At 57.6% G+C, this 23,349-nt stretch carries 16 protein-coding genes; 3 read left to right on the top strand and 13 right to left on the bottom strand.

The genetic code is table 11. The annotated features are described in order from the left end of the window. Nucleotides 1-10: 10 nt before the first annotated feature. From ACWFUC_RS07600 to ACWFUC_RS07590, 3 genes are all read left to right on the top strand, one after another. A complete protein-coding gene (locus tag ACWFUC_RS07600) occupies nt 11-3,157 on the top strand; it encodes an efflux RND transporter permease subunit (protein WP_489637535.1) in 3,147 nt (1,048 codons plus the stop codon). 2 nt (nt 3,158-3,159) lie between these two features. Further along, nucleotides 3,160-4,608, top strand: coding sequence for an AdeC/AdeK/OprM family multidrug efflux complex outer membrane factor (gene adeC / locus ACWFUC_RS07595; protein ID WP_489624549.1), 1,449 nt, complete (start codon nt 3,160-3,162; stop codon nt 4,606-4,608). A gap of 122 nt (nt 4,609-4,730) precedes the next feature. Beyond that, nucleotides 4,731-6,197: an IS1182 family transposase gene (locus ACWFUC_RS07590; RefSeq protein ID WP_489637534.1), complete on the top strand. Its 1,467-nt coding sequence runs from the start codon at nt 4,731-4,733 to the stop codon at nt 6,195-6,197. A gap of 169 nt (nt 6,198-6,366) precedes the next feature. Here the strand turns inward: ACWFUC_RS07590 and waaA are convergent, their stop codons facing one another. The 13 genes from waaA to ACWFUC_RS07525 all read right to left on the bottom strand — a co-directional run bounded on the left by waaA (nt 6,367) and on the right by ACWFUC_RS07525 (nt 23,348). Next, nucleotides 6,367-7,650, bottom strand: a complete 1,284-nt coding sequence (gene waaA, locus ACWFUC_RS07585; protein WP_489637533.1) for a lipid IV(A) 3-deoxy-D-manno-octulosonic acid transferase — start codon at nt 7,648-7,650, stop codon at nt 6,367-6,369. Between the two features lies 1 nt (nt 7,651). Further along, nucleotides 7,652-8,521, bottom strand: coding sequence for a Kdo hydroxylase KdoO (kdoO, locus tag ACWFUC_RS07580; RefSeq protein WP_489637532.1), 870 nt, complete (start codon nt 8,519-8,521; stop codon nt 7,652-7,654). A 164-nt stretch (nt 8,522-8,685) separates the two neighbouring features. Next, entirely contained in the window at nt 8,686-9,663 is a 978-nt protein-coding gene (waaC, locus tag ACWFUC_RS07575; RefSeq protein ID WP_489637531.1) for a lipopolysaccharide heptosyltransferase I, read from the bottom strand. Between the two features lie 57 nt (nt 9,664-9,720). After that, a complete protein-coding gene (locus tag ACWFUC_RS07570; protein ID WP_489637530.1) occupies nt 9,721-11,094 on the bottom strand; it encodes a phosphomannomutase/phosphoglucomutase in 1,374 nt (457 codons plus the stop codon). A gap of 74 nt (nt 11,095-11,168) precedes the next feature. Then, entirely contained in the window at nt 11,169-13,139 is a 1,971-nt protein-coding gene (locus tag ACWFUC_RS07565; RefSeq protein WP_489637529.1) for a polysaccharide biosynthesis protein, read from the bottom strand. Between the two features lie 24 nt (nt 13,140-13,163). After that, nucleotides 13,164-13,724, bottom strand: a complete 561-nt coding sequence (locus ACWFUC_RS07560; protein WP_489637528.1) for a sugar transferase — start codon at nt 13,722-13,724, stop codon at nt 13,164-13,166. Beyond that, nucleotides 13,721-14,611 (bottom strand): NAD-dependent epimerase/dehydratase family protein, encoded by an 891-nt coding sequence (locus tag ACWFUC_RS07555; protein ID WP_489624542.1) that lies wholly within the window; start codon nt 14,609-14,611, stop codon nt 13,721-13,723. Before ACWFUC_RS07555 ends, ACWFUC_RS07560 begins: the two co-directional genes overlap by 4 nt. Next, on the bottom strand, nt 14,608-15,546 hold the full coding sequence (locus tag ACWFUC_RS07550) for a glycosyltransferase family 2 protein (RefSeq protein ID WP_489637527.1): 939 nt from the start codon (nt 15,544-15,546) through the stop codon (nt 14,608-14,610). The genes ACWFUC_RS07555 and ACWFUC_RS07550 overlap by 4 nt, the downstream gene beginning before the upstream one ends. After that, entirely contained in the window at nt 15,539-16,543 is a 1,005-nt protein-coding gene (locus ACWFUC_RS07545; protein ID WP_489637526.1) for a glycosyltransferase family 2 protein, read from the bottom strand. Before ACWFUC_RS07545 ends, ACWFUC_RS07550 begins: the two co-directional genes overlap by 8 nt. Before the next feature lie 297 nt (nt 16,544-16,840). Continuing rightward, nucleotides 16,841-18,877, bottom strand: a complete 2,037-nt coding sequence (locus ACWFUC_RS07540; protein WP_489637525.1) for a rhamnan synthesis F family protein — start codon at nt 18,875-18,877, stop codon at nt 16,841-16,843. Between the two features lie 30 nt (nt 18,878-18,907). Further along, nucleotides 18,908-20,788 carry a hypothetical protein gene (locus ACWFUC_RS07535; protein ID WP_489637524.1) on the bottom strand — a complete coding sequence of 627 codons (1,881 nt, stop codon included), beginning with the start codon at nt 20,786-20,788 and terminating at the stop codon, nt 18,908-18,910. 202 nt (nt 20,789-20,990) lie between these two features. Beyond that, nucleotides 20,991-22,043, bottom strand: a complete 1,053-nt coding sequence (locus tag ACWFUC_RS07530; protein ID WP_489637523.1) for a rhamnan synthesis F family protein — start codon at nt 22,041-22,043, stop codon at nt 20,991-20,993. Between the two features lie 3 nt (nt 22,044-22,046). Then, nucleotides 22,047-23,348 carry a hypothetical protein gene (locus ACWFUC_RS07525; protein ID WP_489637522.1) on the bottom strand — a complete coding sequence of 434 codons (1,302 nt, stop codon included), beginning with the start codon at nt 23,346-23,348 and terminating at the stop codon, nt 22,047-22,049. Nucleotide 23,349: the final 1 nt, after the last annotated feature.

Below are 23,349 nucleotides of genomic sequence, written 5' to 3'. Positions count from 1 at the left end.
AGGCTGCCAGATGGGAAAGTTCTTTATTGATCGCCCCGTATTTGCGTGGGTGCTAGCGATCTTCATCATGCTGGGCGGTGCGCTGGCCATTACCGGCTTGCCGGTGGCCCAGTATCCCAGCATTGCGCCGCCGACCATCGTGGTCACGGCCACTTATCCGGGTGCGACTGCGCAGACCCTGGACGATTCGGTCACCAGCCTGATCGAACAGGAAATGAACGGCGCCGATGGCCTGCAATACATCGAGTCGCAAAGCCAGGCCAACGGCCAGGTGCAGATCACCATCACCTTCTCGCCGGAAACCAATCCGGACCTGGCGGCGGTGGATGTGCAGAACCGCCTGAAGCGCGTCGAGGCCCGCCTGCCGGCAGCCGTGACGCAACAGGGCGTGCAGGTGACCAAGTCGCGTTCCAACTTCCTGCTCTTCATCGGTCTGTCTTCCACCGATGGCAAGCTCGATCCGGTGGCGCTGGGTGACCATCTGTCGCGTAACGTCTTGAACGAAATCAAGCGCGTGCCCGGTGTGGGCCAGGCGCAGCTGTTCGGTACCGAACGCGCCATGCGCATCTGGATCGATCCGAACAAACTGATCGGCCTAAGCCTGACCCCGGCTGACGTGACGGCCGCGATCCAGGCGCAAAACGCGCTGGTGGCCGGTGGTACGCTGGGTGCCCTGCCCAGCCCCGGCAGCCAGCAGATCGCCGCTACCGTGGTGGTCAACGGTCAGCTGACCTCGCCCGAGCAGTTCGGCAACATCGTGCTGCGTGCCAATACCAACGGTTCGAGCGTGCGCCTGCGCGACGTCGCCCGCATCGAAGTGGGTGGCCAGAGCTATGACACCTCCGGCCGTCTGGATGGCAAGCCTTCGTCCTTCATCGGCGTGCAGCTGTCGCCGACCGCCAATGCGCTGGGTACCGCCACCGCAGTGCACAAGAAGATGGAAGAGCTGGCCAAGTATTTCCCGGCCGGTGTGAAGTACACCATCCCTTACGACACCTCCAAGTTCGTCAAGATCTCGATCGAGGAAGTGGTCAAGACCCTGATCGAAGCCATCGTGCTGGTGTTCCTGGTGATGTTCCTGTTCCTGCAGAACATCCGCTACACCATCATCCCGACCATCGTGGTGCCGGTGGCGCTGCTGGGTACTTTTGCCACGCTGCTGCTGTTTGGCTTCTCGATCAACGTGCTGACCATGTTCGGCATGGTGCTGGCCATCGGTATCTTGGTCGACGATGCGATCGTGGTGGTGGAAAACGTCGAACGCATCATGAGCGAGGAAGGTCTCTCGCCGGCTGATGCGACCCGCAAGGCCATGGGCCAGATCAGCGGCGCGCTGATCGGTATCACGCTGGTGCTGATCGCGGTGTTCATCCCGATGGCCTTCTTCGGCGGCGCGGTGGGTGCGATCTATCGCCAGTTCTCGCTGTCGATGGTGGCTTCCATGGTGTTCTCGGTGCTGATGGCCTTCACCCTCACGCCGGCATTGTGCGCGACCATCCTCAAGCCTGTTGAGAAGGGTCACCACCACGAGAAGAAGGGTTTCTTCGGCTGGTTCAACCGCAAGTTCAACACCACCGCCAATGCCTATCAGGGCGTGATCGGCAAGATGCTCAGCAAGGCCGGCCGCTACATGATCGTCTACGTGGTGATCGTGGCCTGCGTGGGCTTGCTGTACGTGCGCCTGCCGGCCTCGTTCCTGCCGAACGAAGACCAGGGCTACATCATCACCAACGTCCAGCTGCCACCGGGCGCAAGCACCGCGCGCACGACCGAGGTGGTCAAGAAGATCGAGGAGTACTACCTCAAGGATCCGGCCGTGGAACACGCCATTGCAGTGCTGGGCTTCTCGTTCTCGGGTAATGGCCAGAACGCGGCGCTGGTGTTCACGCCGCTGAAGGACTGGGCCGAGCGCGACAAGTCGCAGTCGGCCGATGCGATCGCCGGCAAGGCTTTCGGTGCCTTCTCCCAGATCAAGGATGCGATCGTCTTCCCGCTGAACCCGCCGCCGATTCCGGAACTGGGTAACGCGACCGGCTTCACCTTCCGTCTGCAGGACCGTGCCGGTCTGGGTCACGACGCGCTGGTGCAGGCGCGCAACCAGATCCTGGGTATGGCCTCGCAGAGCAAGGTGCTGGCCGGTGTGCGTCCGGAAGGTCTGGAAGATGCGCCGCAGCTGCAACTGGACATCGACCGCGACAAGGCCAATGCGCTGGGCGTGCCGTTCTCGACGATCAACAGTGTGCTGTCCACGGCGCTGGGTTCGTCCTATGTGAACGACTTCCCCAACCAGGGCCGCCAGCAGCGCGTGATCGTGCAGGCCGATGCCAACCGTCGCCTGCAACCTGAAGATCTGACCAGCCTGTACGCCCGCAACGCCAATGGCGGCATGGTGCCCTTCTCGGCCTTCGTGACGGCCAAGTGGATCAACGGCCCCGTGCAACTGATCCGCTACAACGGCTATCCGGCCATGAAGATTGCCGGTGGCGCAGCGCCTGGCCGCAGTACCGGTGAAGCCATGGCCGAGATGGAATCCTATGTGGCCAAGCTGCCGCCGGGCTTTGGTTTCGAGTGGACCGGCCAGTCGCTGGAAGAAAAGACCTCCGGCAACCAGGCTCCGGCGCTGTATGCCCTGTCGCTGATCGCCGTGTTCCTGGTGCTGGCCGCGCTCTATGAAAGCACCTCGATCCCGCTGGCGGTGATGCTGGTGGTGCCGCTGGGTATCCTCGGTGCACTGCTGGGGGTGACGCTGCGCGCCATGCCCAACGACGTGTACTTCAAGGTGGGGATGATTGCGGTGGTGGGTCTGTCGGCCAAGAATGCGATTCTGATTATCGAGTTCGCCAAGGATCTGCAGGCGCAGGGCAAGGGCCTGATTGAAGCGACGCTGGAGGCGGTGCACCTGCGCTTCCGTCCGATCATCATGACCTCGCTGGCCTTCATCCTCGGCGTGCTGCCGCTGGCCATCGCTTCGGGTGCCGGTTCGGCCAGCCAGCGCGCCATCGGTACCGGCGTGATGGGCGGCATGATCACTGCCACCGTGCTGGCGGTGTTCCTGGTGCCGATCTTCTTCGTGGTCGTGCGCAAGATTTTCAAGGGCAGCGAGCGTCAGCGCAAGTTTGACGCCGACCACTCGCCCAAGATCAATAGTGGAGAATGACAATGGCTAATCTGTCGTTGCCGCGCTCGCCTCGCCTGCTGCAATTGTGCGCAGCGCTGATGGTGGCCGGCGTACTGGGGGGCTGCTCGCTGGCTCCCACCTATGACCGTCCGCAAGCCCCGGTGGAGACGGCCTACCCGGCCGATGCCGCCGGCCGAGCCGAGCTGCAGGCAGTCAACCTGGGCTGGCGCCAGTTCTTCCCGGACCAGCGCCTGCAGCAGCTGATCGCGGCGGCCCTGGAAAACAACCGTGACCTGCGCACGGCCGTCCTCAACATCGAGGAAGCCCGCGCGCAATACCAGATCGCGCGTGCCGATCTGCTGCCCAACCTGAACGTCAATGGCAGCGCCGCCCGCACGCGGACTGCGGCCAGCCAGTCGCTGACCGGCCAGCCGTTCATCAGCAACAGCTATCAGGTCGGCCTGGCGGTTCCCGCCTACGAGCTGGACTTCTTTGGCCGTGTGCGCAACCTGAAGGATGCGGCACTGGCGAGCTACCTCTCCACCGAAGAGGCGCAGAAGTCGGCGCAGATCAGCCTGATCGCGCAGGTGGCGCAGGCTTATCTGTCCGAGCGCTCCTACGCGGAACAGCTGCAACTGGCCAATGACACGCTGAAGTCGCGCGAATCCAATCTGGATCTGGCGCAGAAGCGCTTTGACGTCGGCGCCAGTTCGGCGCTGGATTTCCGCCTGACGCAGACGCTGGTGGAGTCGGCCCGAGTATCGAAGTCCCAGCTGGAACGCCAGCGTGCCCAAGCCGAGAATGCACTGACGCTGCTGGTCGGCAAGAAGGTCGGCGACCTGCCGCCGGCACAGCTGCTGTCGGATGAAAAGATCGTGACCGATATTCCGGCGGGCTTGCCTTCCGATCTGCTGACCAATCGTCCGGACATCCGCTCGGCCGAGCAGAGCCTGCTGGCGGCCAATGCCAACATCGGCGCGGCGCGGGCGGCGTTCTTCCCGCGCATCTCGCTGACCGGCAGCTACGGCAGCGCCAGCAGCACGCTGGGTGGATTGTTCGAGTCGGGTTCGGGTGCGTGGAGCTTTGGTCCTTCGCTGTCCTTGCCGATCTTCGACTTCGGCCGCAACAGCGCCAATCTGGATCTGGCGGAAGTGCGCAAGAACAAGGCCGTGGTGACCTACGAGAAGACCATCCAGACCGCCTTCCGCGAAGTGGCCGATGCCCTGGTGGCACGCGGTACGCTGGACGATCAGGTCAAGGCGCAGGAAGCTTTCCTGGCGGCCCAGCAGGAACGTCTGAAGCTGACCGACCTGCGATTCAAGAACGGGATTGCCTCTTCGCTGGATCAGCTTGATGCGCAGCGAGACTTGTTCTCGGCGCAGCAGGCATTGATTCAGGCGCGGCAACTGCGCTTGAACAATGCAATTGATCTGTACAAGGCGTTGGGGGGTGGCCTCAACGAAAATACGGTGAGTACGGCCGCAAAGTAGCACGCACCGTACGCGCTTGCATTCATCGATCTCATCCCGATGCAAAAAGAGCAGACCGCAAGGTGCCGTCAGATTGATGACAAAGCCTTGGCGAGAGCCAAGGCTTTGTTGTTTAATCGGTCATGCTCAAAAAACCGACTGCCGCCCAGCACGAGTTAGAGATGGTGACCATCGAGATGCTCGTGCCCAAGGACCACCTGCTGCGCAAGATCGACGCGGCGGTGGATTTCGAGTTCATCCGAGAGAAGTTGGCGCATCTGTATTGCGCCGACAATGGTCGCCCGGCACTGGACCCGGTAATACTCTTCAAGCTCTTGTTCATCGGCTACCTCTTCGGTATCGGCAGCGAGCGCCAGCTCATCCGCGAGGTCCAGGTCAATGTGGCCTATCGCTGGTTTGCCGGATTCCGTCTGACCAACAAGGTACCGGACTCCTCCACCTTCTCCCAGAACCGACGCCGCCGCTTCATCGACACCACCATCTATCAAGAGATCTTCGACGAGATCGTGCGCCAGGCCATTGGTCGTGGCATGGTCTACGGCCGCGTGCTCTACAGCGACAGCACCCACCTCAAAGCCAATGCCAACAAGAACAAGTTCGACTACGTGCAAGTCCCCCAGACCCCCTCGGCTTATCTGGCCGAACTGGATGCCGCTGTGGATATCGACCGTGCCGAGCATGGCAAGAAGCCGCTCAAGCGCGACGATGATGATGAGCCGCCCACCAAAGAGATCAAAGTCAGTCGCACCGATCCCGAGAGCGGCTACATGGTGCGCGACGACAAGCCCAAGGGCTTCTTCTACCTGGATCACCGTACCGTTGATGCCAAGCATTCCATCATCACCGACACTCATGTCACGCCGGCCTCGGTGCATGACAGTCAGCCTTATCTAGCGCGCCTTGACCGGCAGCGCCAGACGTTCGGATTTGATGTACAAGCCGTTGGTCTGGATGCGGGCTACTTCACGCCGACCATCTGCCAGGGGTTGGAAAATCGCGAGATCAGCGGCGTGATGGGCTACCGCACTCCCAACCAAAAGCCCGGAACGCTTTATAAACGGGAGTATGAATACGACGCCTACCGTGACGAATACATCTGCCCGCAGGGCCAGCCCTTGCGCTACAGCACGACCAATCGGCTGGGATATCGGGAATACAAATCCAACCCGGAACAATGCCGGGGCTGCAAGGTACGCGAGCAATGCACCAACAGCGCCAATGCGGTAAAGGTGGTAACGCGCCATGTGTGGGAGCGTTCCAAGGAGAAGGTGGATGATCGGCGTCGTACCGAATGGGGCAAGCGCATTTATGCCCGACGCAAGGAAACGGTGGAACGCAGCTTCGCCGACGCCAAGCAATTGTACGGACATCGTTATGCCCGCATGCGTGGATTGCGCAAGGTGGCCGAACAGTGCCTGTTGGCCGCTGCAGCTCAGAACATGAAGAAGATTGCCCTGCTGGTGGCGCGCTTGCGCGCGCTTTTACACGGCTTGAGCGCCTCTGCAAGCCTGCAAAAATGGCTCCATAGAAAAATGAATGCCTTGCTCGGCTTCTGCGCTATCGGTTCTCTAGAAATTACCTACGCATGAAAAACAAAACCCCGTGTTCGAAAACACGGGGGTCGTCATCAATCTGAGCAGACCGAAAGGTCTGCTCTTTTTTTGTCTGGCGCGGATCTGGCCTGCTCCATGTTCACTACTGGGCTGTTGCACCAAATGGCCCATGTCATGGGCAGGCAGGCGACCATACCAAGAGAACTCAGGTTCTCAACAGCAGCGCAGCCAGCAGGCCTACCGTTTTCTCCGACGCCCCCTCATGCGCGCTGGCGAACCGAATGGCCGAATCGCTCATGGCCGCAATACGAATCGTATCGCCAAATAGCTCCCTGGCGACCAGGCACAACTGCTCGCTTGATGACACCCTTCGGGCAGCGCCGATCTGTATTGCATCATCGGTAATGGTCAGGAAGTTGAAGGTATGCTGCCCGACCAGCACCGGCTTGCTCAACGCCAGCGCCTCAATGAGATTCTGCCCACCCAGCGGCAGCAGGCTACCTCCGATGAAGGCCACGTCGCACAGCGCGTAATAGGCAAACATCTCACCCATCGAGTCGCCCAGCACCACATCGACCTGATCCCATCCACCGCCCAGCCCCAGATCGGCACGCCGACGCAGCCGCAAGCCATGCGCCTGGATCATCGCGGCGACCTCATCAAATCGCTGCGGATGGCGCGGCACGATTACGGTGAGCCAGCCGGTACAGCCCAGTTTGGCCAGCGCATCCAGGATCAGGGCTTCCTCGCCCTCGCGCGTGCTGGCGCAAAGCAGGATCTTGCGCTCACCGATCGCACGCTTCCATGCCAACCCACGCTCGACCATCTCGGCCGGTGGTTTGACATCGAACTTGAGACTACCTGTCACTTCAACATGACGCGCACCAAAGGCACGCAAGCGCTCGGCATCGGCCTCGGACTGGGCTGCCACCACATCGATCGCCTCGGCCGCGGGGCGCAGCAGCGCGGCAAAGCGCAATCCGCGCCGTAGCGAACGTTCGGAAAGACGTGCATTGGCCAGCATCACCGGCACACGATGACGACGGCATTGCTCAATCAGGTTGGGCCAGACTTCCGTTTCCATCAGCACGCACACCGCTGGCCGGAAATGGCGCAGGAAGCTCGCACACATCCATCCCGTGTCATAGGGCAGGAAGCTTTGCACCACGCGCTGGCCATGCTTGCCATACACCTGGGCGCCGGTGGCGCGGCCGGTGGCTGTCATGCAGGTCAACAAGATGGAATGGTGCGGATAGTGCTGCAACAAGGCATCGATGAGCGGTTCGGCGGCCCGGGTCTCGCCCACCGAGACCGCATGGACCCAGATGAAACGCGCCTGTGGGTCAGACAGGCGCGCATCGTGCGAATAAAAGCCCAGGCGTTCAGCCACGTGCGCCCGGTAACCCGGCTCCTTGCGGCCACGCCGCCACAGTCGCAGCAGCACCAGCGGCAGCAGCAGCCACCAGAGGAAGGAATACAGCAGCCGCATCTCAGACCAGCGGATGGCCGACCAGGCGCGTGAGGATGGCCAGCGGGCTCGACTGCGGATCGTATTGCAGCTCCGGCGCGAGGTGCAGGGTCTGTTCCATCATGTACTGGCCCGACATGACCGCGTGCGAAGCCTGGTCCGAGAAGCAGATCCAGACCGAACCGGCCGCGAACGGCATGGTGACTTGCTGGGCGTCCTGCTGGTATTGCATGTCACCTTTCATGCCGTCATGCAATTGCAGCATGAGGTGGTCGTACTCGCTGCGGAGGGATTTGGTCACGTGCAGCGCCTTGAGCACGCTGGCCTGCCAGCGCACATACGGCTTGGCACGCGGCAGGAAACGCCGGGCCACGATGTCGAAGGGCTCGCCCACGCGCCAGACGCGCGGCACACCGTCCGGGTTGACATTGGTAAAGACGCGCAAGATGCGCTCGCCGTAGTTGGGGCGCGAGGGGAAGGCATCGACGTGCATGCGCCGGTCATCGGCGCGCCAGGACTGGGAGCGCGTTTCCACCTGCATCGGACGGTAGCTGGTGGGAGCAATGCGCAAGGCGTCACGGTATTTGGGCAGCAGCGTATGCACCAGGGAGAGCGCCTGCTCGCGGAAGCGTCCGACCATGGCGGCCAACGCCAGCTGTTGCTCGGCCTCGCCAGCGGCGCCCTTGATATGACCACGCGCATCAAGGCTGATGTTGCGCGACTTGGGGGCGCGTACGGACGGATCCAGCAGCTTGCGCTCGGACTCCAGCAGCTGGAAGGCCAGTTGCGGGAAGTACAGCACCTTGCCCGCTTCCAGCGCGGTAATCCATTCCGGGTTGGGGTGGTCGACCTGCCATTCGGTCAGGCCAATCTCGATAATTTGCGATTCCATGGCGCGTATTATGCCCGCAAGCGCCCTGCCCGTGTGACCGGGACACCTGCCCTGTCGTGCCGGGAAGGCCCGCCGCACGGGGCTCTTCCCGCAAAGTTGGCGCTTTGAGCGGGGCTTTTGATCTGCTTCAACATATGCCCAAGTGGCTGCCGCGCCGGTCCGGGTCAGGCCAGCAAGTCCAGCGCGGCCCGCAATACCTCTTCCTCGGAAGGAGAGCTGCCCAAGTCGCCCAGATTGCGGATGGATGGGGACCAATTGCCTTCGGTTTTCCAGCGCGGCGAGTCGCAGTAGAGCTCGACTGTGGGCTTGCCATAGGCGGCGGCGATATGGGTCAGCCCGGTATCGAGCCCGATCACCAGCCGCGCCTGCTGCACCAGTGCTACGGCCTGCATCATCGGCAGCGCCGGCAGCACGGTCGCGCCGGGGATACCAGCGGCCAGCTGGCGGGCGGCTTCCTGCTCCTTGGCGCTACCCCAAGGCAACAGGACCGGCAAGCCGCGCGCAGCGAGGGCCTGGCCCAGCCTGACCCAGCGTTCCTGAGGCCATTGCTTGGCTGCACGCGCGGTGCCGTGGAAGAAGACGACATAAGGCTGCTCCGGCATCCAGCCAAAGCGCGCCGGTTCCGGCGGCCGTAAGGCGAAGTCGGGCAAGCCCTCCACCTGATAGCCCAGCGCACCGGCCGCCACCAGCCTGGCGCGCGTGACGGCATGGGTGTGAATGCCGACCGGAATGCTCTGATCGTGGAAGATGCGCGAGACCGGCTCATAGCCTGAACCTTCGGTCGCATTGGCCAGGCCGATCCGGCGGCCCTGCGGCGCCAGGCGCGCCATGCGCATGACCACGCTGGTCTTGAGCAGGCCCTGGGTATCGAACACCACGTCATAGCGCTCGGCGCGCAACTGCCGGCGGAACGCACCGATCTCGGCGCGCGTGGCTGCCGAGAACAGGGTCTTGCGCCAGCGGCGCAGGGCAATGGGGATGATCTTGCGCACGTGCCGATTGAGGCCGACCAGGCTGGTGTAGGCCTCTTCGACGACCCAATCGATCTCTGCGCCGGGGAAATGCCGATGGATGTCCGCCACCATCGGCATGTTATGGACGACATCTCCCAGAGAGGAGACACGGACGATAAGAATTTTCAAGGCTGACCCACGTTGGCTTGACTGAATGGTGGGCCAGCATCTTACCTCATCAGCCGCTCAGAACGGCAACGTTACATCGGGACGGGCAGCCAGGATGACCTTGCGGAATTCACCCTGGATACGTTCCAGCGCCTGGGGCGTCTCGGCCTCGAAACGCAGCACCACCACCGGCGTGGTGTTGGAGGAACGGGCCAGACCGAAGCCGTCGGCGTATTCCACGCGCAGACCGTCGATGGTGATGATGTCCCGGGCGCCGTCGAACTTGGCATCGCTTTGCAGCTTGCCGATGAGCGCGAAGTTCTCGCCTTCCTGCAGCTTCAGTTGCAGTTCCGGGGTGCTGACCGATTGCGGCAGGGCATTGAGCACGGCCGACGGATCGCTCTGGCGGGCCATCAGTTCCAGCATGCGCACGCCGGCGTAGAGGCCGTCGTCGAAGCCGAACCAACGATCCTTGAAGAAGATGTGGCCGCTCATCTCGCCGCCCAGCGGGGCACCAGTTTCGCGCAGCTTGGCCTTGACCAGGGAATGGCCGGTCTTCCACATCAGCGGCTGGCCGCCGCGCGCGGTGATCCAGGGTGCCAGGTGGCGGGTGCACTTGACGTCGTACAGGATTTCCTTGCCCGGGTTGCGGGTCAGCACGTCTTCGGCGAAGAGCATCAGCTGCCGGTCCGGATAGATGATCTGGCCGTCCTTGGTGACCAGGCCCAGGCGGTCGCCATCGCCATCGAAGGCCAGGCCGAGCTCGTTGTCGGTCTCCTGCAGGCAGCGGATGAGGTCCTGCAGGTTTTCCGGATGGGCCGGATCGGGATGATGGTTGGGGAAGTTGCCGTCCACTTCGCAGAACAGCTCGGTGACTTCGCAGCCCAAGGCACGGTAGATCTCGCCGGCGAAGGCACCGGCCACACCGTTGCCGCAGTCGACGGCGATCTTCAGGGGACGCGCCAGCTTCACATCCGAAATCATGCGCGCGATGTAGGCCGCCTTGATGTCATGGGTGCTGTAGCTGCCGGCGCCTTGGGGGAATTCGCCCTTGACGATGGCCTGGTACAGGCCTTGGATGGTTTCACCATGAATGGCTTCACCGGCCAGCACCATCTTGAAGCCGTTGTAGTCCGGCGGATTGTGGCTGCCGGTGACCATGATGCCCGATTGCGTATCCAGCACGTGGGTGCCGAAGTAGACCATGGGGGTCGCGACCATGCCCAGATCGATCACGTCCACGCCGACAGCCTGCAAGCCCTTGGCCAGCGCGGCCGAGAGCGAAGGTCCGGAGAGGCGGCCATCACGGCCGATCACGACCTTCTTCTGGCCCTTGGCCAGCGCGGCGGCACCGAAGGCCTGGCCGATCTGGAAGGCGACCTGGTCGTCCAGGGTTTTGTCGATGATGCCGCGGATGTCGTAGGCTTTGAAGATGGAAGAAGACAATGTCATTGTGGATTCCTGTGAACTGAAAGAAGAGTTAAAAGCAATCGGCACTGCAATTCCCAACAACAAGCAGCTTGGTGTCAATGCGATGCGGCGGCCAGCATCTTCTCACTCTGCTCGGCGAGGTAAATCCAATCGACAACCTGATCGCTGGCCATATAGCCAATCACCGTCTCCTGCAGGATGTCGCGGATGGCGTGAATGTCGTTGTTGTCCACAGCGATCTGCAGCGCTTCCAGATGCTGCAGCATCTGCGGCCAAGGCAGGAAATCCTCGTGCGCTTTGACAATCCGGGAGTGCAAAGTCGGCTTCGGGTTCTCTCCCAACAACAGTTCTTCGTAAAGTTTCTCACCCGGACGCAATCCAGTGATCTTGATTTCGATGTCGCCAAACGGATTTTCACTGGTCTTTTCTTCCAGACCCGAGAGCTCGATCATCCTCCTTGCGAGGTCGATGATCTTCACCGGTTGCCCCATGTCCAACACGAACACGTCCCCACCGCTAGCCATGGCGCCCGCCTGTATCACCAGCTGTGCCGCCTCGGTGATGGTCATGAAATAGCGTGTTACCTCGGCGTCAGTCAGCGTGATCGGCCCGCCCTGCTTGATCTGCCTGCGGAACAACGGCACCACCGATCCAGAGGAATTGAGCACATTGCCAAAACGCACCATCGAGAAGCGCGTGGCCCGCTTCTGAACCACGGTACGATCCTGGGATGAAAATCGGACCGTTTCACCGGCGGAAATTGCCTGCAAGAGCATTTCTGCCAGACGTTTACTGGCGCCCATTACATTGGTAGGGCGAACAGCCTTGTCGGTACTAACGAGAATGAATTCACGCACGTCGAAAGTCACCGCAGCTCTCACGACGTTGAAGGTGCCGAAGACGTTGTTGCGGATCCCCTCGCCGGGATTGTGTTCAACCAGCGGCACATGCTTGTACGCTGCCGCGTGATAAACCGTGTGCGGGCTCCACATACGGAAGATTTCAGCGAGCCGGTCCGGATTGCACACGCTGCCCAGCAGCGGCATGAGCTCGATACCTGTGCCCAGTTCCTCGCAGCGCGCCTCCAGGTCCTGGTGAATCGTATAGAGACTGAATTCATTATGATCCAACAACAGCAGCCTGGCGGGTCCGGCCAACAGAATCTGCCGGCACAGCTCACTTCCAATGCTGCCGCCGGCTCCGGTGACAAGCACTGTCTTGCCAGCGATGTGGCGCTTCATGAGTTGCTCGTCCGGCGCCACCGGGTCACGCCCCAGCAGATCAGAAATATCGAGCTCCCGCATATCTGACATGTCGACCTTGCCTTGGGCCAGGTCAGTGAGGTTCGGCAGCGAGCGCACGTGAACGTGGAACGGTCGGATCATATCGAGGATCTGATTCCGCCGCGCTCGCGTGATCGTCGGCAAGGCCAGCAGAATATCCGTGATGCCGTGCAGCCGGATCAGGCTATCGAGTTCTTGGTGTCGATGGACTTTAATGCCATTGAGCGTCTTGCCGTGCAATTCGGTCGCATCATCAATGAAGCCGTAAAGGTTCAGTCCCGGTGTCTGCAACAGCGCGTCGGCGATCTGGGCGCCGGCAGCGCCGGCACCATAAATCAGGAATCGCGCATCCCCACGCGACCGATGCTCGCGCGTCAGCTTTGCCAGCCAGAAACGGGCGAAAGTCCGGCTGCTGATGAGCATGATCAATACCAGCATGGGCTGAATCAAGCCCACCGTACGCGGAACTCCAGGCAACTGCAGCCAAAGCAGTAGTCCGAACAGCAGGACGCAATAGACAGCGACCGCTTTGCTGATGGTCACCAGTGCGGAAATTCCGTTGTAGCGGAACACCGCGCGATAGAGGCCAAAGCGGATGAAGATCGGCAAGGTCAGCGCTGGAGACAGAGCATATACCAGCCACTGATAGTCGGTTGGCAACGACAAATCGTCCAGGCGGAGATAAAACGCCATCCAAGTTGCCAAGGCGGACATTGCCGCGTCAAGGGCAGCGACAATCGCCTGCTTTGTCAGCCTGGGTAAATGGATAATGTATTTTTGCATTTGAGGCTGGAATATCGTAGCGCGCTAGTGTGACACACCTTCCCGCTTCAAAACTTTAGATATTGTCAAAAAAATAATTACCATATCGAAAATGAGGCTCATCCGCTTCAAATAGGCGAGGTCATAAGCCACTTTTTTCTCAATGGAAATATCATCCCGGCCGTTGACCTGAGCCCAACCTGTCAATCCCGGCCGCAACTCGTGCACCATACATCGTGTGCGCTGTTCGATCAGGTCTGCCTGATTGAACAGCGCCGGGCGCGGCCCCACGAAGCTCATGTCTCCTTTCAGAATGCTCCACAACTGCGGCAGTTCATCCAGACTGGTTTTGCGCAGGAATTCGCCAATCGGCGTTAGATACTGGTCCGGGTTGGCCAACAAATGGGTCGCCACCACTGGCGTTCCGGTACGCATGGTCCGAAACTTCGGCATCTGGTAGATGACATTATTCCGTCCGACACGCGCGGACCAGTAAAGTGCCGGCCCCTTGGAGGTACACCTCACCAGAAGGGCCAGCAAACACATTGGCAATGCCAGAAACGTACCGGCAATGATGACCAACAGCAAATCAAAGGCGCGTTTCATCCTGCAGACTCGGTATTGGCGGACCCTCGCCCCGAGCTGCCGGGCATGTCACGCTTGTCGATGATAAATTTTCTGGGCGAATAGCTGATGTGGGCTGCCGCATCTGCCTGACTGAAGACCAGATCGCGACTCATGCGCTGGGCCATGGCCGGGGTCAGTTTACGATAACGGGGCAGAATACGCATCACACTCAAAGCGGCCCTGAAGCACCACAGCGGCACGGTGACAATCACCGGAGGCCGGCCTAGCGCGAAAAAAATTCTCCTCACCATTTCGCGGTAAGTCAACGTTTCGCCACCGGGAATATTGAACGCACCGTCATTTACCCCGCCATCGAGCGCATTCAGACAAGCCGCCGCCACATCTTCTGCATGCACCGGCTGGCGCAGACCCTGGCCTTCACCCAATAAAGGAAAAAAACCGAAACGCCGGATAAACCGGGCGATTTCGGAAATGTTCTTGTCGCGTCCCGCGCCATAGATCAGGGTAGGGCGCAAGATTACATACGTCACTCCCAACTGCTTCGCCCACCCGGCGAGTTGGTCTTCGGCTTGGCGCAAGCGCTGTGCTACGGCGCGCTCGGTAGCGTCATCCGAGTCGTCTTTTGTAAACCGACTGGTCGAGGACAAGACGACTACACGGTGCACGCCGGCAGCAGCCAGCGCACCGAAGTACTCGGGCATGACCCACACTGGCGCAGCACACACGCATGCGGCGATACCGTCAAAGGCACCTGCCGATAAGGGATTGCGCCATCCGTCGTGCGCCGCAGCCGCTCTCGAAAAGGGCACGGCCTGGATTCCCCGGTGCGCCAATCCGGCCAAAATGAATTCGCCCACCAAGGTAGTGGCGCCTATCACGCCGACCGGTGCAACAATGCCTGTCATGTAGAGTCGCCCCCATTAGCCCTGAAGAGACGCAGCAAGCGGTGCATGCCTATGCCACCGGCGACCGCACCAAATCTCAGCGCCACCCCTAGTGCAACCAGCACCATCATGCTTGCCGGATAGCTGTCGCGGAAAAACTTGCGGTAGAAGCGCCACATACCACGGTGCTTGTGCCACTCCACGAAAAGCGCCCGCCCCCTGCTGGAAACGCCCTTGGCGTGCCGGATGACCGCATCCGGAACAAACACGACCCGCCAATACCGCAAGCGAAACCGCATGCACCAGTCGAGATCTTCGCAATGCAAGAAATAGCCCTCGTCCCACAGTCCAACATCGTCCAGTGCAGCTCTCTTGACTACCATGCAGGCGCCCGAAATTGCTTCCACGTCAATGGGCCGATCCGGCAAGGGCTGGCGATGCAAATTGAAATCCACCAGCAATCGCGGCCACCGGTTCGCCAGCAGATACAGGCCGCTGGCGCGTACGAAAGAACGCCAGGGCGTAGGAATGATGCGTCGTCCTCCCCCCTGTTCGCTACCATCTGGATTGATCAATAAACCGCCAACCATGCCAATGCTTTCGTCCTCATACAGCGCCTCGCACAGGCGTACAATCGCTCCCGGTGCCGGCTGGCCGTCGGGATTGAGAAACATCACCGTTGGAAGACTGGCCGCGCTGCACCCAATATTGCACCCGGCAGCAAATCCGAGATTTTCGGCATTGACAATGATGCGCAACCCCGGATGGTGGGCAAAAAGCCTGCGGCATCGGGCAATACTGTCATCCGAAGACGCATTGTCTACCACGATGACCTGACGCACCTGCGGCAGAGTCGCCTCCAGGCATCGCTCCAGATAATGGCCTGCGTTGTAGTTGACCACAACAACCGCCACCTCGGCGACGGCGCTTGTGGCCAGGATGCTCGTATCAGCCATTGGCAGCTCCTCGGCGCTTTCTGGCCGGCCACAAGCGCTTGTCGAGCACATGCAATACCCCGCGCAGGCTGACTCGGCGCCGATGCTGGACGACACGGCGCTTGCGCCACATTGCCGGCAGACCTCTCAGTGCTTCGGCCTTGGCCCGGAAAATGACACGCGCTTGCCCCGACAGCGAGAATCGCAGCAGCGCCGCCAGGTTGAACAGAAGATGCAAGGGCAGACATAACCAGAACAGCAGCGCAGGCATGTTCTTGACATAGGTCCAGACCACATTGCGATGTCCGTGAAAAACGCAGAAGTCGCTATGACTGCCGCCCGACGTGGCAGAGCCTACGTGCTGCACCACGGCCTGCGGAACATAGATGGCTTGATATCCGGCCAGCTGCAGACGGAAACCTAAATCCACATCCTCAACGTAGCAAAAATAGTCTTCATCAAAACCGCCTACTTCCTCCAGTGCCGCGCGTCGATACATGGCAGCGGCAGCGCAAGGCGAGAAGATGGCGTGTTCATGGAGATCTTCCGGCTGCTGGCGTGCCCCCCATCGGCTGCGCCATACCAGTCCACTCAGATGGTAAGCATCACCGGTTCCATCCAGGATGTCAGGCGCAGACCAGGTAAGCTGCCGGCTGCCGAAGGCAGCGGCTTCGGGATGCCGCCGCGCACCTGCAATCAATTGCTCCAGCCAGTCCGGCTCGACGAAGGCATCGGGATTGAGCAATGCCACGAACTCGGTCGTGCATTCACGTAATGCGAGATTATTGCCAGCCGCAAATCCGAGATTGCTTTCTGCCCGAATCAATTGCACCTGCGCAAACTGTTCTACCAGCCGCGCCGAGCCGTCGGTACTGGCGTTGTCAACCACGACAATCGCCTTGGGCGGCAAAGTCTGTGCCATCAGCTGATGCAGACATTGCGCCAACCACTTCTCACTATTCCAGCTGACGATGACGACCGTCACATCTACGCTTGCCAAAGCAGCTCTTCGTTTCATTATTCAATCCGACCTTGCTCGCCATCGCGAAGCCCCCGAAACGCAACGCCATTGACTCAGATCATGACGCGATCTGAATAAGTATGTCGCAATTAATGGAAGGTCTTCCACGTCTATGAAAAGTTGCGCGTCTGCGTGCTCCACAAGCAGTCACGCAAACGTGCCAAATCAACCGAATACAGTTGGTCAAATAAGCATCATTTCATTGGGAAATGAGCCCCGCACTCGATTTGCGCGGCTGTTCTACTGACCATCTACAACCGACTGCTTACCTTGAGGATGACGACACAAGACTGGCTAAGCGCTGGTAAAGCGCCGGGGAACCAAATGCTTCTTTGCAAATTCCAGATATATCATCAGATCTTCAAATGCTTCTACGTTAACCAATGCTGGCTCTATGGTGTCGGCAGTATTCCTGCCAATCTTGAACCACTCAAATCCAGCATCTTCGCAAGCAATAAAGAACAGTCGCTCGATACCATGCGCGATCGTTCCGTCCAATTGCCCGGCCTCCATTTCGAACATATCTGAAATAGCTGGCTTAATAAGTAATCTGAGTGCACTCGGGCGCGCCCAGAACATCGATCCGGCAGGAAAGTCGATTTCGTGAGGCAGGTCAGAGAATCCCGCCTCTCGTGTAATGGCATTCGCAACCGCAAAGTTCCCTCCCCAATTCAAAGAGGGTCTCAGCAACTCTGGGGTTGACGGACTAATCATGCCGAGATGCGGTATCTCATCAAAGCAACTGAGAATCTGCCGGACACGATGTTCGGAGCCGCACAAACAGTCCAGGACATGAGCGAGCCAACCATGCCCCTGAGTCAAATGGGGCGATTTCTTTGTGTGCAAGAAGAGAGCAACATCACACTTACCAATCAGTTTCTCAGCCGCCGTTAGCTTGGGAAGAATATCGCGCCCCCGATTTTCCATAACAAGGATCTCAGGCGCACTCATTCCCGCATCACGGCAGATCATCTCAATTTCTTGGCAATATTCCGAGCGTGGCGTGGTGATAACCAAGGAGTACTGCATCGAGATTTTCTTCAGCGTCTGAACAATATCTCGGAAAACCTCCAGGTAGAAAACATGCACAACTATTGAGAATTTCAAAGGAGCGCTGCCTCGATCAGCCAATGGTATGCGCAAGTTGATAATACGCTCCATCTTTCTGCTTCGCTCGCGCGCAATTTCAGCTTGCAACTCAAACTGGCTCGGAGGCGGATTCTTCAAAATACTGAACAAGACCGAATGCTCAGCCTGGGCCCCATTAAGCTCGGGCGGATGTGGCAAGAAGAAAGGCGCGGATTCCCTTCCTTCACTTCGCCCATGAGTAAGATAGTGAAGCAGCGGCCCATCTTTATATGCCAACGCGTCAGGATATCGCTCGGAATACCACCGCCGGTCAAACGAATTTGTTGCAGCAATTACCACCCATTCCAACAGCATCCCGGGTTGCGCCAGAATTTTCATATATTCATCGCGCGTCACACTGCCCTGGAAGGACTCGGCCAGTTCACCGAACGGCGCGAACTGCTTAGCCAGAGCATCAACCGTCTCCTTCGTCGCCTTTAGCTCCTCAGCCTGCGTGGATAGCTGCTGCTCCAGCGCACGGACTACCTGGCTCTGACGGCCAGCGTCCTGCATTCGCATGCCAGAAATAGCAAACATCTGACGGATTTGCATCACCTCTTCAGGATCGTGACTGAGCCAGTCAAAAGCAGAAACATTCTCCTCTGGCACTTGAAGCACACCTAGGCCGCCTGAGTGGAAGAAACTCAGCGTATCTCTATATTTCTTTTCAATTTCGGCCCACAAGGGAGACAAACCTCCCCCATCTTGCTGCGAAGCGATCCCATGAATGAGAATAAGACCACCCTGCCGTACTTTGGGCAGCCATGAGTAGAAGACACTTTGGATATCTTTGCATTCATCAACACTATTAATGTGCAACAGATCAATACTGCCATCTGCAAAGATTGGCAATGCTTCAGCCAATCCCGTTCTGATGACACGGGCGAATTTCGAATAGTGAGCTTGACTATATGCCTGCACTTCATCATAAGTCTCATCACCGGACAATCCGGCATCATCGCCTCCTTCACAGGAGCTCACAGCAACGACTTCACCTGTAGAGCCTGCATCCAAGAATCCTTGACAAAATGCAAAATAAGAATTCCCACTACGAGTTCCCAGCTCAACAACCCGATGGATCCCTGGCAGTTGCATAACAAAATACGCAAATGGAATATGTCCTACCCAAGGATCTGCAATGCATGGCCGCACTGGCGTCATTCCATTGCAAACCGCCGCCATTAATGTCCGATGTTTGTTCATATCGTTTTCCCGATACCCATTTCCGACTGATTACGATGCCGCCAAAACATGGCGCTCATTAGAGAGAAATGCCTGCAACTTCCGGTGCAGCTCATGCGATGCCAACAAATTCGGCGACTCAAGGTCAGCTTCCAGCGCACGAATGATGTCGGGACGATTGATAACGCCACGATGTAATCGCAAAGGTACGTCGACAGCTAAAAGACTGCGCACCTCTACTCCCGAGCGGAACAAATGCTGTGCGATAAAGCGATGAGCATGAATATCGTGGCGATAACGCTGCCAATCGTCCCTCCCAGCTAGCTGGGCCAGATAATCGAAAGTACCGGCAACCGCCTGAATAGCGTCGAAGCCACCACCGAAGTAGCGATCGCCGATTCCGCCAATAAATTCCGCCTGATCATCGTGATCAACAATGAGCGAGTTGGCGTGAAAGGTTTTTGCCATCTCCTTCAGCAGCCGCTCCAAGGGGAACTCTACGTCAGGTCGCATGAATAAATAATATGCGTCTGCCCCATTCAAGCGGCTCTTATATTCAGCCGCCAGTCGGCCGAGAACCGCCAATCGGTCAAACATACGAAGCTGGTTCATGCGAGGCTCTTCAATTTCGAACCTAGACATCTTCTTTTCAATCAGCGACTGCTGGAAGCGGAGCTCAGTTGAAAACTCAAGCAATGCCCCTTCCCCCAAGTTCGACCGCAAGACACCAACATCCAGCAAGCCGCTGCCGGAGTTACTCTTTCTGACGAGATCCGCTGTGGCAGGGTAATAACGAGAAAAATCAGTCAGATTGATAATGTCCGGGGCGGCCAATACCGAAGAAAGCTCGGGTGGAAGCCGCGCATGAACAAAATCCAGGCCCGACCAGTCGAACAGCTCTTGTTTTCCGGTTTTATCCCAACTTGCGCACGCGAAAGTGACGTCCAAACCTTGTTCCAACAGAGCTCTCTTAAAGGAGGGCAAAATGTCGCTGTAGAAATAATCTTCGTATCGAATTTGACCGAAAAAGCCGACAAAAATCTTCCTCACAGTGCCGGTTGCTTGCTGCACCGATGCAGGCCGCACGCTCAAGGAAGACTGTTCCTGCGACCTAGCAGCCAAACTATTCACGCGCGCGACGAGCTGCTCAAGAATCTTGCTATCGTAGAAATGAAGCTCTTCGGAAGACAACGCCGCAACACGCTCTATGACTGCAGCGCGCAACTCCGGCCTTTGTGCACGATCGCCGTATAGCGCTGCCGCAAACAGAAACGTCGGAAGGTCATTAGATGCATATGTCTTGATCAACTCCGCATCGACGGTGTTTGGAATACTTTCAAATCCTTTACAAGCAACCAAAAAATAAAGCGCTAACCCAGCTCTGGTTCTCTGCAACAGAATATTCTGGCTTGCCTGTTTCAATGTCTCTTGAATCCATGCTCTGCTTCTTGGGCTGAAATCACCTTGATAAGAAATCATCCAGACCAGATGCTTAGCAGTTTCAAAATCAATCTCAGCAGACAGCAGCAACTCACAAACGCGGACAGCGCTTAGTCGCTCGACATCATCCGAGCCGCCGCTAGTGATTCTGAGTTGCGCGCTATGACGCATCGCATGCACGATCGCCGGCATCGTTGCTGCTAGCTCCCCGATTCTTGACCGGTTTGCCAAAAGCAGCACCATCGCCTGAATTGGATCGGCCTTGTTCAGGGCCAAATTAATTGCTTTGATTGGATCTTCAATTCCGTATGCAGCATCGAGACGATTAAACGTTGACTCAGAAGAAGTGGCAACCGGCTCCATTGACACTGCATCATCCGCCAGTCCTTGTATGGGCAGGAATGGCACCAAGAGCACCCGCACTCTTGCCGCGATCGGATAGATCAACGGGTGTCGACGCAATTGCCATATTTTCTTAACTACTTTTCTCATAAAAGGCTTCTCCTACAGGCATACTCGACAGAGCTGCAGCGCACATATAATCAAATAATTCCACCACGACGTTGAAAAAGCACGCCGCTTCAAGAACGTGCGACTCATCTCGTTGGGACCAAAAACACAATACAAGCCGGAGAGAACTCGAAAGAGCTCCGCGCAGATTAGGGAATCTCGAATCTACAACATCTAATAAACCTTAATGCAGCTCAACGCGTTGTAGCACGCCACATTTGTCCGCCAAGTAAGCTTCGATCGAAAGACATTGACCACCTTGAGCGCCCGCATACCACCCCATATAACGTTCCAGCGCATGTGCGAGCGTTCCGTCGAGTTGCCCCGCCTCCTCTTCCATTGGATATTGATCGAAATGTTTCTGAGCGATCATCCGCAACAATTCACCGGTTCCTTTGAACATGGAACCAGGGATGAACTGGCCTTCAGCATCTTCTATCCTGCAACCAACAAGCGCCTCCATCCAGTAACGATTATTTTCGAGATGATCTTGAACCGGGAAGGACTCTAATCCGTAGAGGCTTGGCTTATACTCATCGACCAGCTCAAAAAATGCATCAGACACGGTACGAGAGCCCAGGAGAAATTGCAGATTCATGCGAAACCACATATTGCCATCGCTGCGATGCCCCGAACGCTTGGTATGCACCTTAATAAAATACCGATAACGCGATAAATTCAAAAAATTCAGGGAAAGCAAAAACGGCAAAATGTCACGCCCTCGGTTGGGCATTTCAACGCATATTGCTCTGCGCCGGTCATATCGAGCAAGGAAAGCGTCTCGGATGGCTGGAACCGAAGTCGTTAGAACCACATCATAGTTTGCATACTGATCCAAGCGCTGAAATATTTCTTGTGCTTCACGCTCGTAAAACGCATGAACAAATATGATCCGGTCATTACCGCTTTCAAGTTGAATCAGCGGAGCGTTCGTCTTCTCCACATCATCTGCTTGGACGTGCTTAAGAACGATATGATTAGCAAGAGCATCGCCAGCCTTCGTTACAAAAAATCTCTGCACCAAAAGCAATGGCTCAGGTGGCTGACACGCGAGAGTACGACGCTTGAGTTCGGAGCCGCGGAACAAATGCCGCCATGGACGCAAAACGGCCCGAGCGACAATCCCAAATGCCACCCGCAGCGGATGGTAAAACACCGTTACTTTGAATTCCTGATGCTGCCGCACAAGCTCTTTAAGACGAAGCAACTGAAAATAATTGAGCAATCCGAGCGACATAAATCAGCCCCGCTTTCTCATCAAGTAACGGGCATAAAAATCAGTCAAGAATTTCATTCGGTATTTCATGAACACTATCACACGGCGTGGCAAGACTCTGCTGAGCGCACGGTGCAAGACCGTGTTTGTCATCGTTATATTGAGGTGAGATTTCAGATAGTCGTTTTCGCGACGCAATGCAGTGAGCTGCTCATGGTAGCGAGCACTAGCAGAATCTCGGGTTTCTTTAACGAAGAAATGTTGCTCTGTACCGGTAAGCTGCCACTTAGTCGCTCTTTCACTGAGAGCTTTGGCGGAAGGCAAATCACTGAACTGACGCCGGAAATTTTCATATTGGTTATAGATAACGACAGGCACCGCAAACGGATTATCAGCTCGCTGATCGGCAATAAGCATCTTGAGATCAGCAACCTCAGCCTCGGTCATCAACTTGACGATAAAACTCATAAACGCGTGATTGAAGATAACGTCGCTACGGTCGCCTCCAATCATCTTGTAGATCCCATCGTGAGCGCAGGCCTGTTCGAATGATGCTATTTCCAGAGAATCATCCTGACACGGCCCCCAGCCAACCTTGAAATAGCTATCAAGAATAATCCACCATGACTTGATTACGCGCTGGATAGCCTCCAATTCCCATACACTAGTCAACTGCTGTTCGCGTCGATCTGCAATTTCGCTAATATGCGGAAGGTTCCAATAAAAATGGCGCCGAAACAGCCGACTATGTCTAAATGGCTCAAAGAAAAAAGTCTGCTCGACCGCGAGGCGACTCATAGTCACCTCCATCTCGGTCGACATATTAACCAACTTACGTAGGTCAGAAATGCGTCCGAAAAACTGAGCATCGCTGCACAAGAAGGGATAAAACATCTGCGCATTCTCGACGAGGATGCGGTTCTTCAGACCAAATCCCGCAAAATCATCGGCCTCCGGGGTTCCCTGCCGAAAATCATGCAACATGATTTCGCTGTTATCAGCCAAATCCACCCGTGTCTTGAGCACGAATTGCCCGCGATCTTCCAATGCCGACAACGCATAGTGAAACGCGACCATCTGATGCAGTTGATGCCCCCCCTTAAGCACAAGGCGAGGTTCATCGACTTCGAATATCATCACGTCGTGATCATGCAAACGCTTGCGCAACTTCGGATAGCGATCAATTTCACCAATCCAGGTAACGTAGACAATTTCAGCTACCGCACCTAACTTGCGCCATTCTGAATAATTGCCAATTTTCTCGACAAGGCGCTCCGCATCACGTACCAGGCCGCATATAACGACGGAAACCGGTTTATTTTCCATT

The sequence above is a fragment of the Herbaspirillum sp. Her4 genome, from assembly GCF_057961335.1.
Note: the sequence above shows the minus strand (reverse complement) of the source record. Positions and strands in the feature narration are given on the sequence as shown.

Excerpts from the sequence above, each read along its gene's own strand:
- ACWFUC_RS07550 (WP_489637527.1), bottom strand. The coding sequence starts at position 15,546 with ATGGCTGATACGAGCATCCTGGCCACAAGCGCCGTCGCCGAGGTGGCG.
- ACWFUC_RS07535 (WP_489637524.1), bottom strand. The coding sequence starts at position 20,788 with ATGAGAAAAGTAGTTAAGAAAATATGGCAATTGCGTCGACACCCGTTG.
- ACWFUC_RS07600 (WP_489637535.1), top strand. The coding sequence starts at position 11 with ATGGGAAAGTTCTTTATTGATCGCCCCGTATTTGCGTGGGTGCTAGCG.
- ACWFUC_RS07590 (WP_489637534.1), top strand. The coding sequence starts at position 4,731 with ATGCTCAAAAAACCGACTGCCGCCCAGCACGAGTTAGAGATGGTGACC.
- adeC (WP_489624549.1), top strand. The coding sequence starts at position 3,160 with ATGGCTAATCTGTCGTTGCCGCGCTCGCCTCGCCTGCTGCAATTGTGC.
- ACWFUC_RS07565 (WP_489637529.1), bottom strand. The coding sequence starts at position 13,139 with ATGCAAAAATACATTATCCATTTACCCAGGCTGACAAAGCAGGCGATT.
- ACWFUC_RS07530 (WP_489637523.1), bottom strand. The coding sequence starts at position 22,043 with ATGTCGCTCGGATTGCTCAATTATTTTCAGTTGCTTCGTCTTAAAGAG.
- ACWFUC_RS07560 (WP_489637528.1), bottom strand. The coding sequence starts at position 13,724 with ATGAAACGCGCCTTTGATTTGCTGTTGGTCATCATTGCCGGTACGTTT.
- kdoO (WP_489637532.1), bottom strand. The coding sequence starts at position 8,521 with ATGGAATCGCAAATTATCGAGATTGGCCTGACCGAATGGCAGGTCGAC.
- ACWFUC_RS07555 (WP_489624542.1), bottom strand. The coding sequence starts at position 14,611 with ATGACAGGCATTGTTGCACCGGTCGGCGTGATAGGCGCCACTACCTTG.
- ACWFUC_RS07525 (WP_489637522.1), bottom strand. The coding sequence starts at position 23,348 with ATGGAAAATAAACCGGTTTCCGTCGTTATATGCGGCCTGGTACGTGAT.
- ACWFUC_RS07545 (WP_489637526.1), bottom strand. The coding sequence starts at position 16,543 with ATGAAACGAAGAGCTGCTTTGGCAAGCGTAGATGTGACGGTCGTCATC.
- ACWFUC_RS07540 (WP_489637525.1), bottom strand. The coding sequence starts at position 18,877 with ATGAACAAACATCGGACATTAATGGCGGCGGTTTGCAATGGAATGACG.
- ACWFUC_RS07570 (WP_489637530.1), bottom strand. The coding sequence starts at position 11,094 with ATGACATTGTCTTCTTCCATCTTCAAAGCCTACGACATCCGCGGCATC.
- waaA (WP_489637533.1), bottom strand. The coding sequence starts at position 7,650 with ATGCGGCTGCTGTATTCCTTCCTCTGGTGGCTGCTGCTGCCGCTGGTG.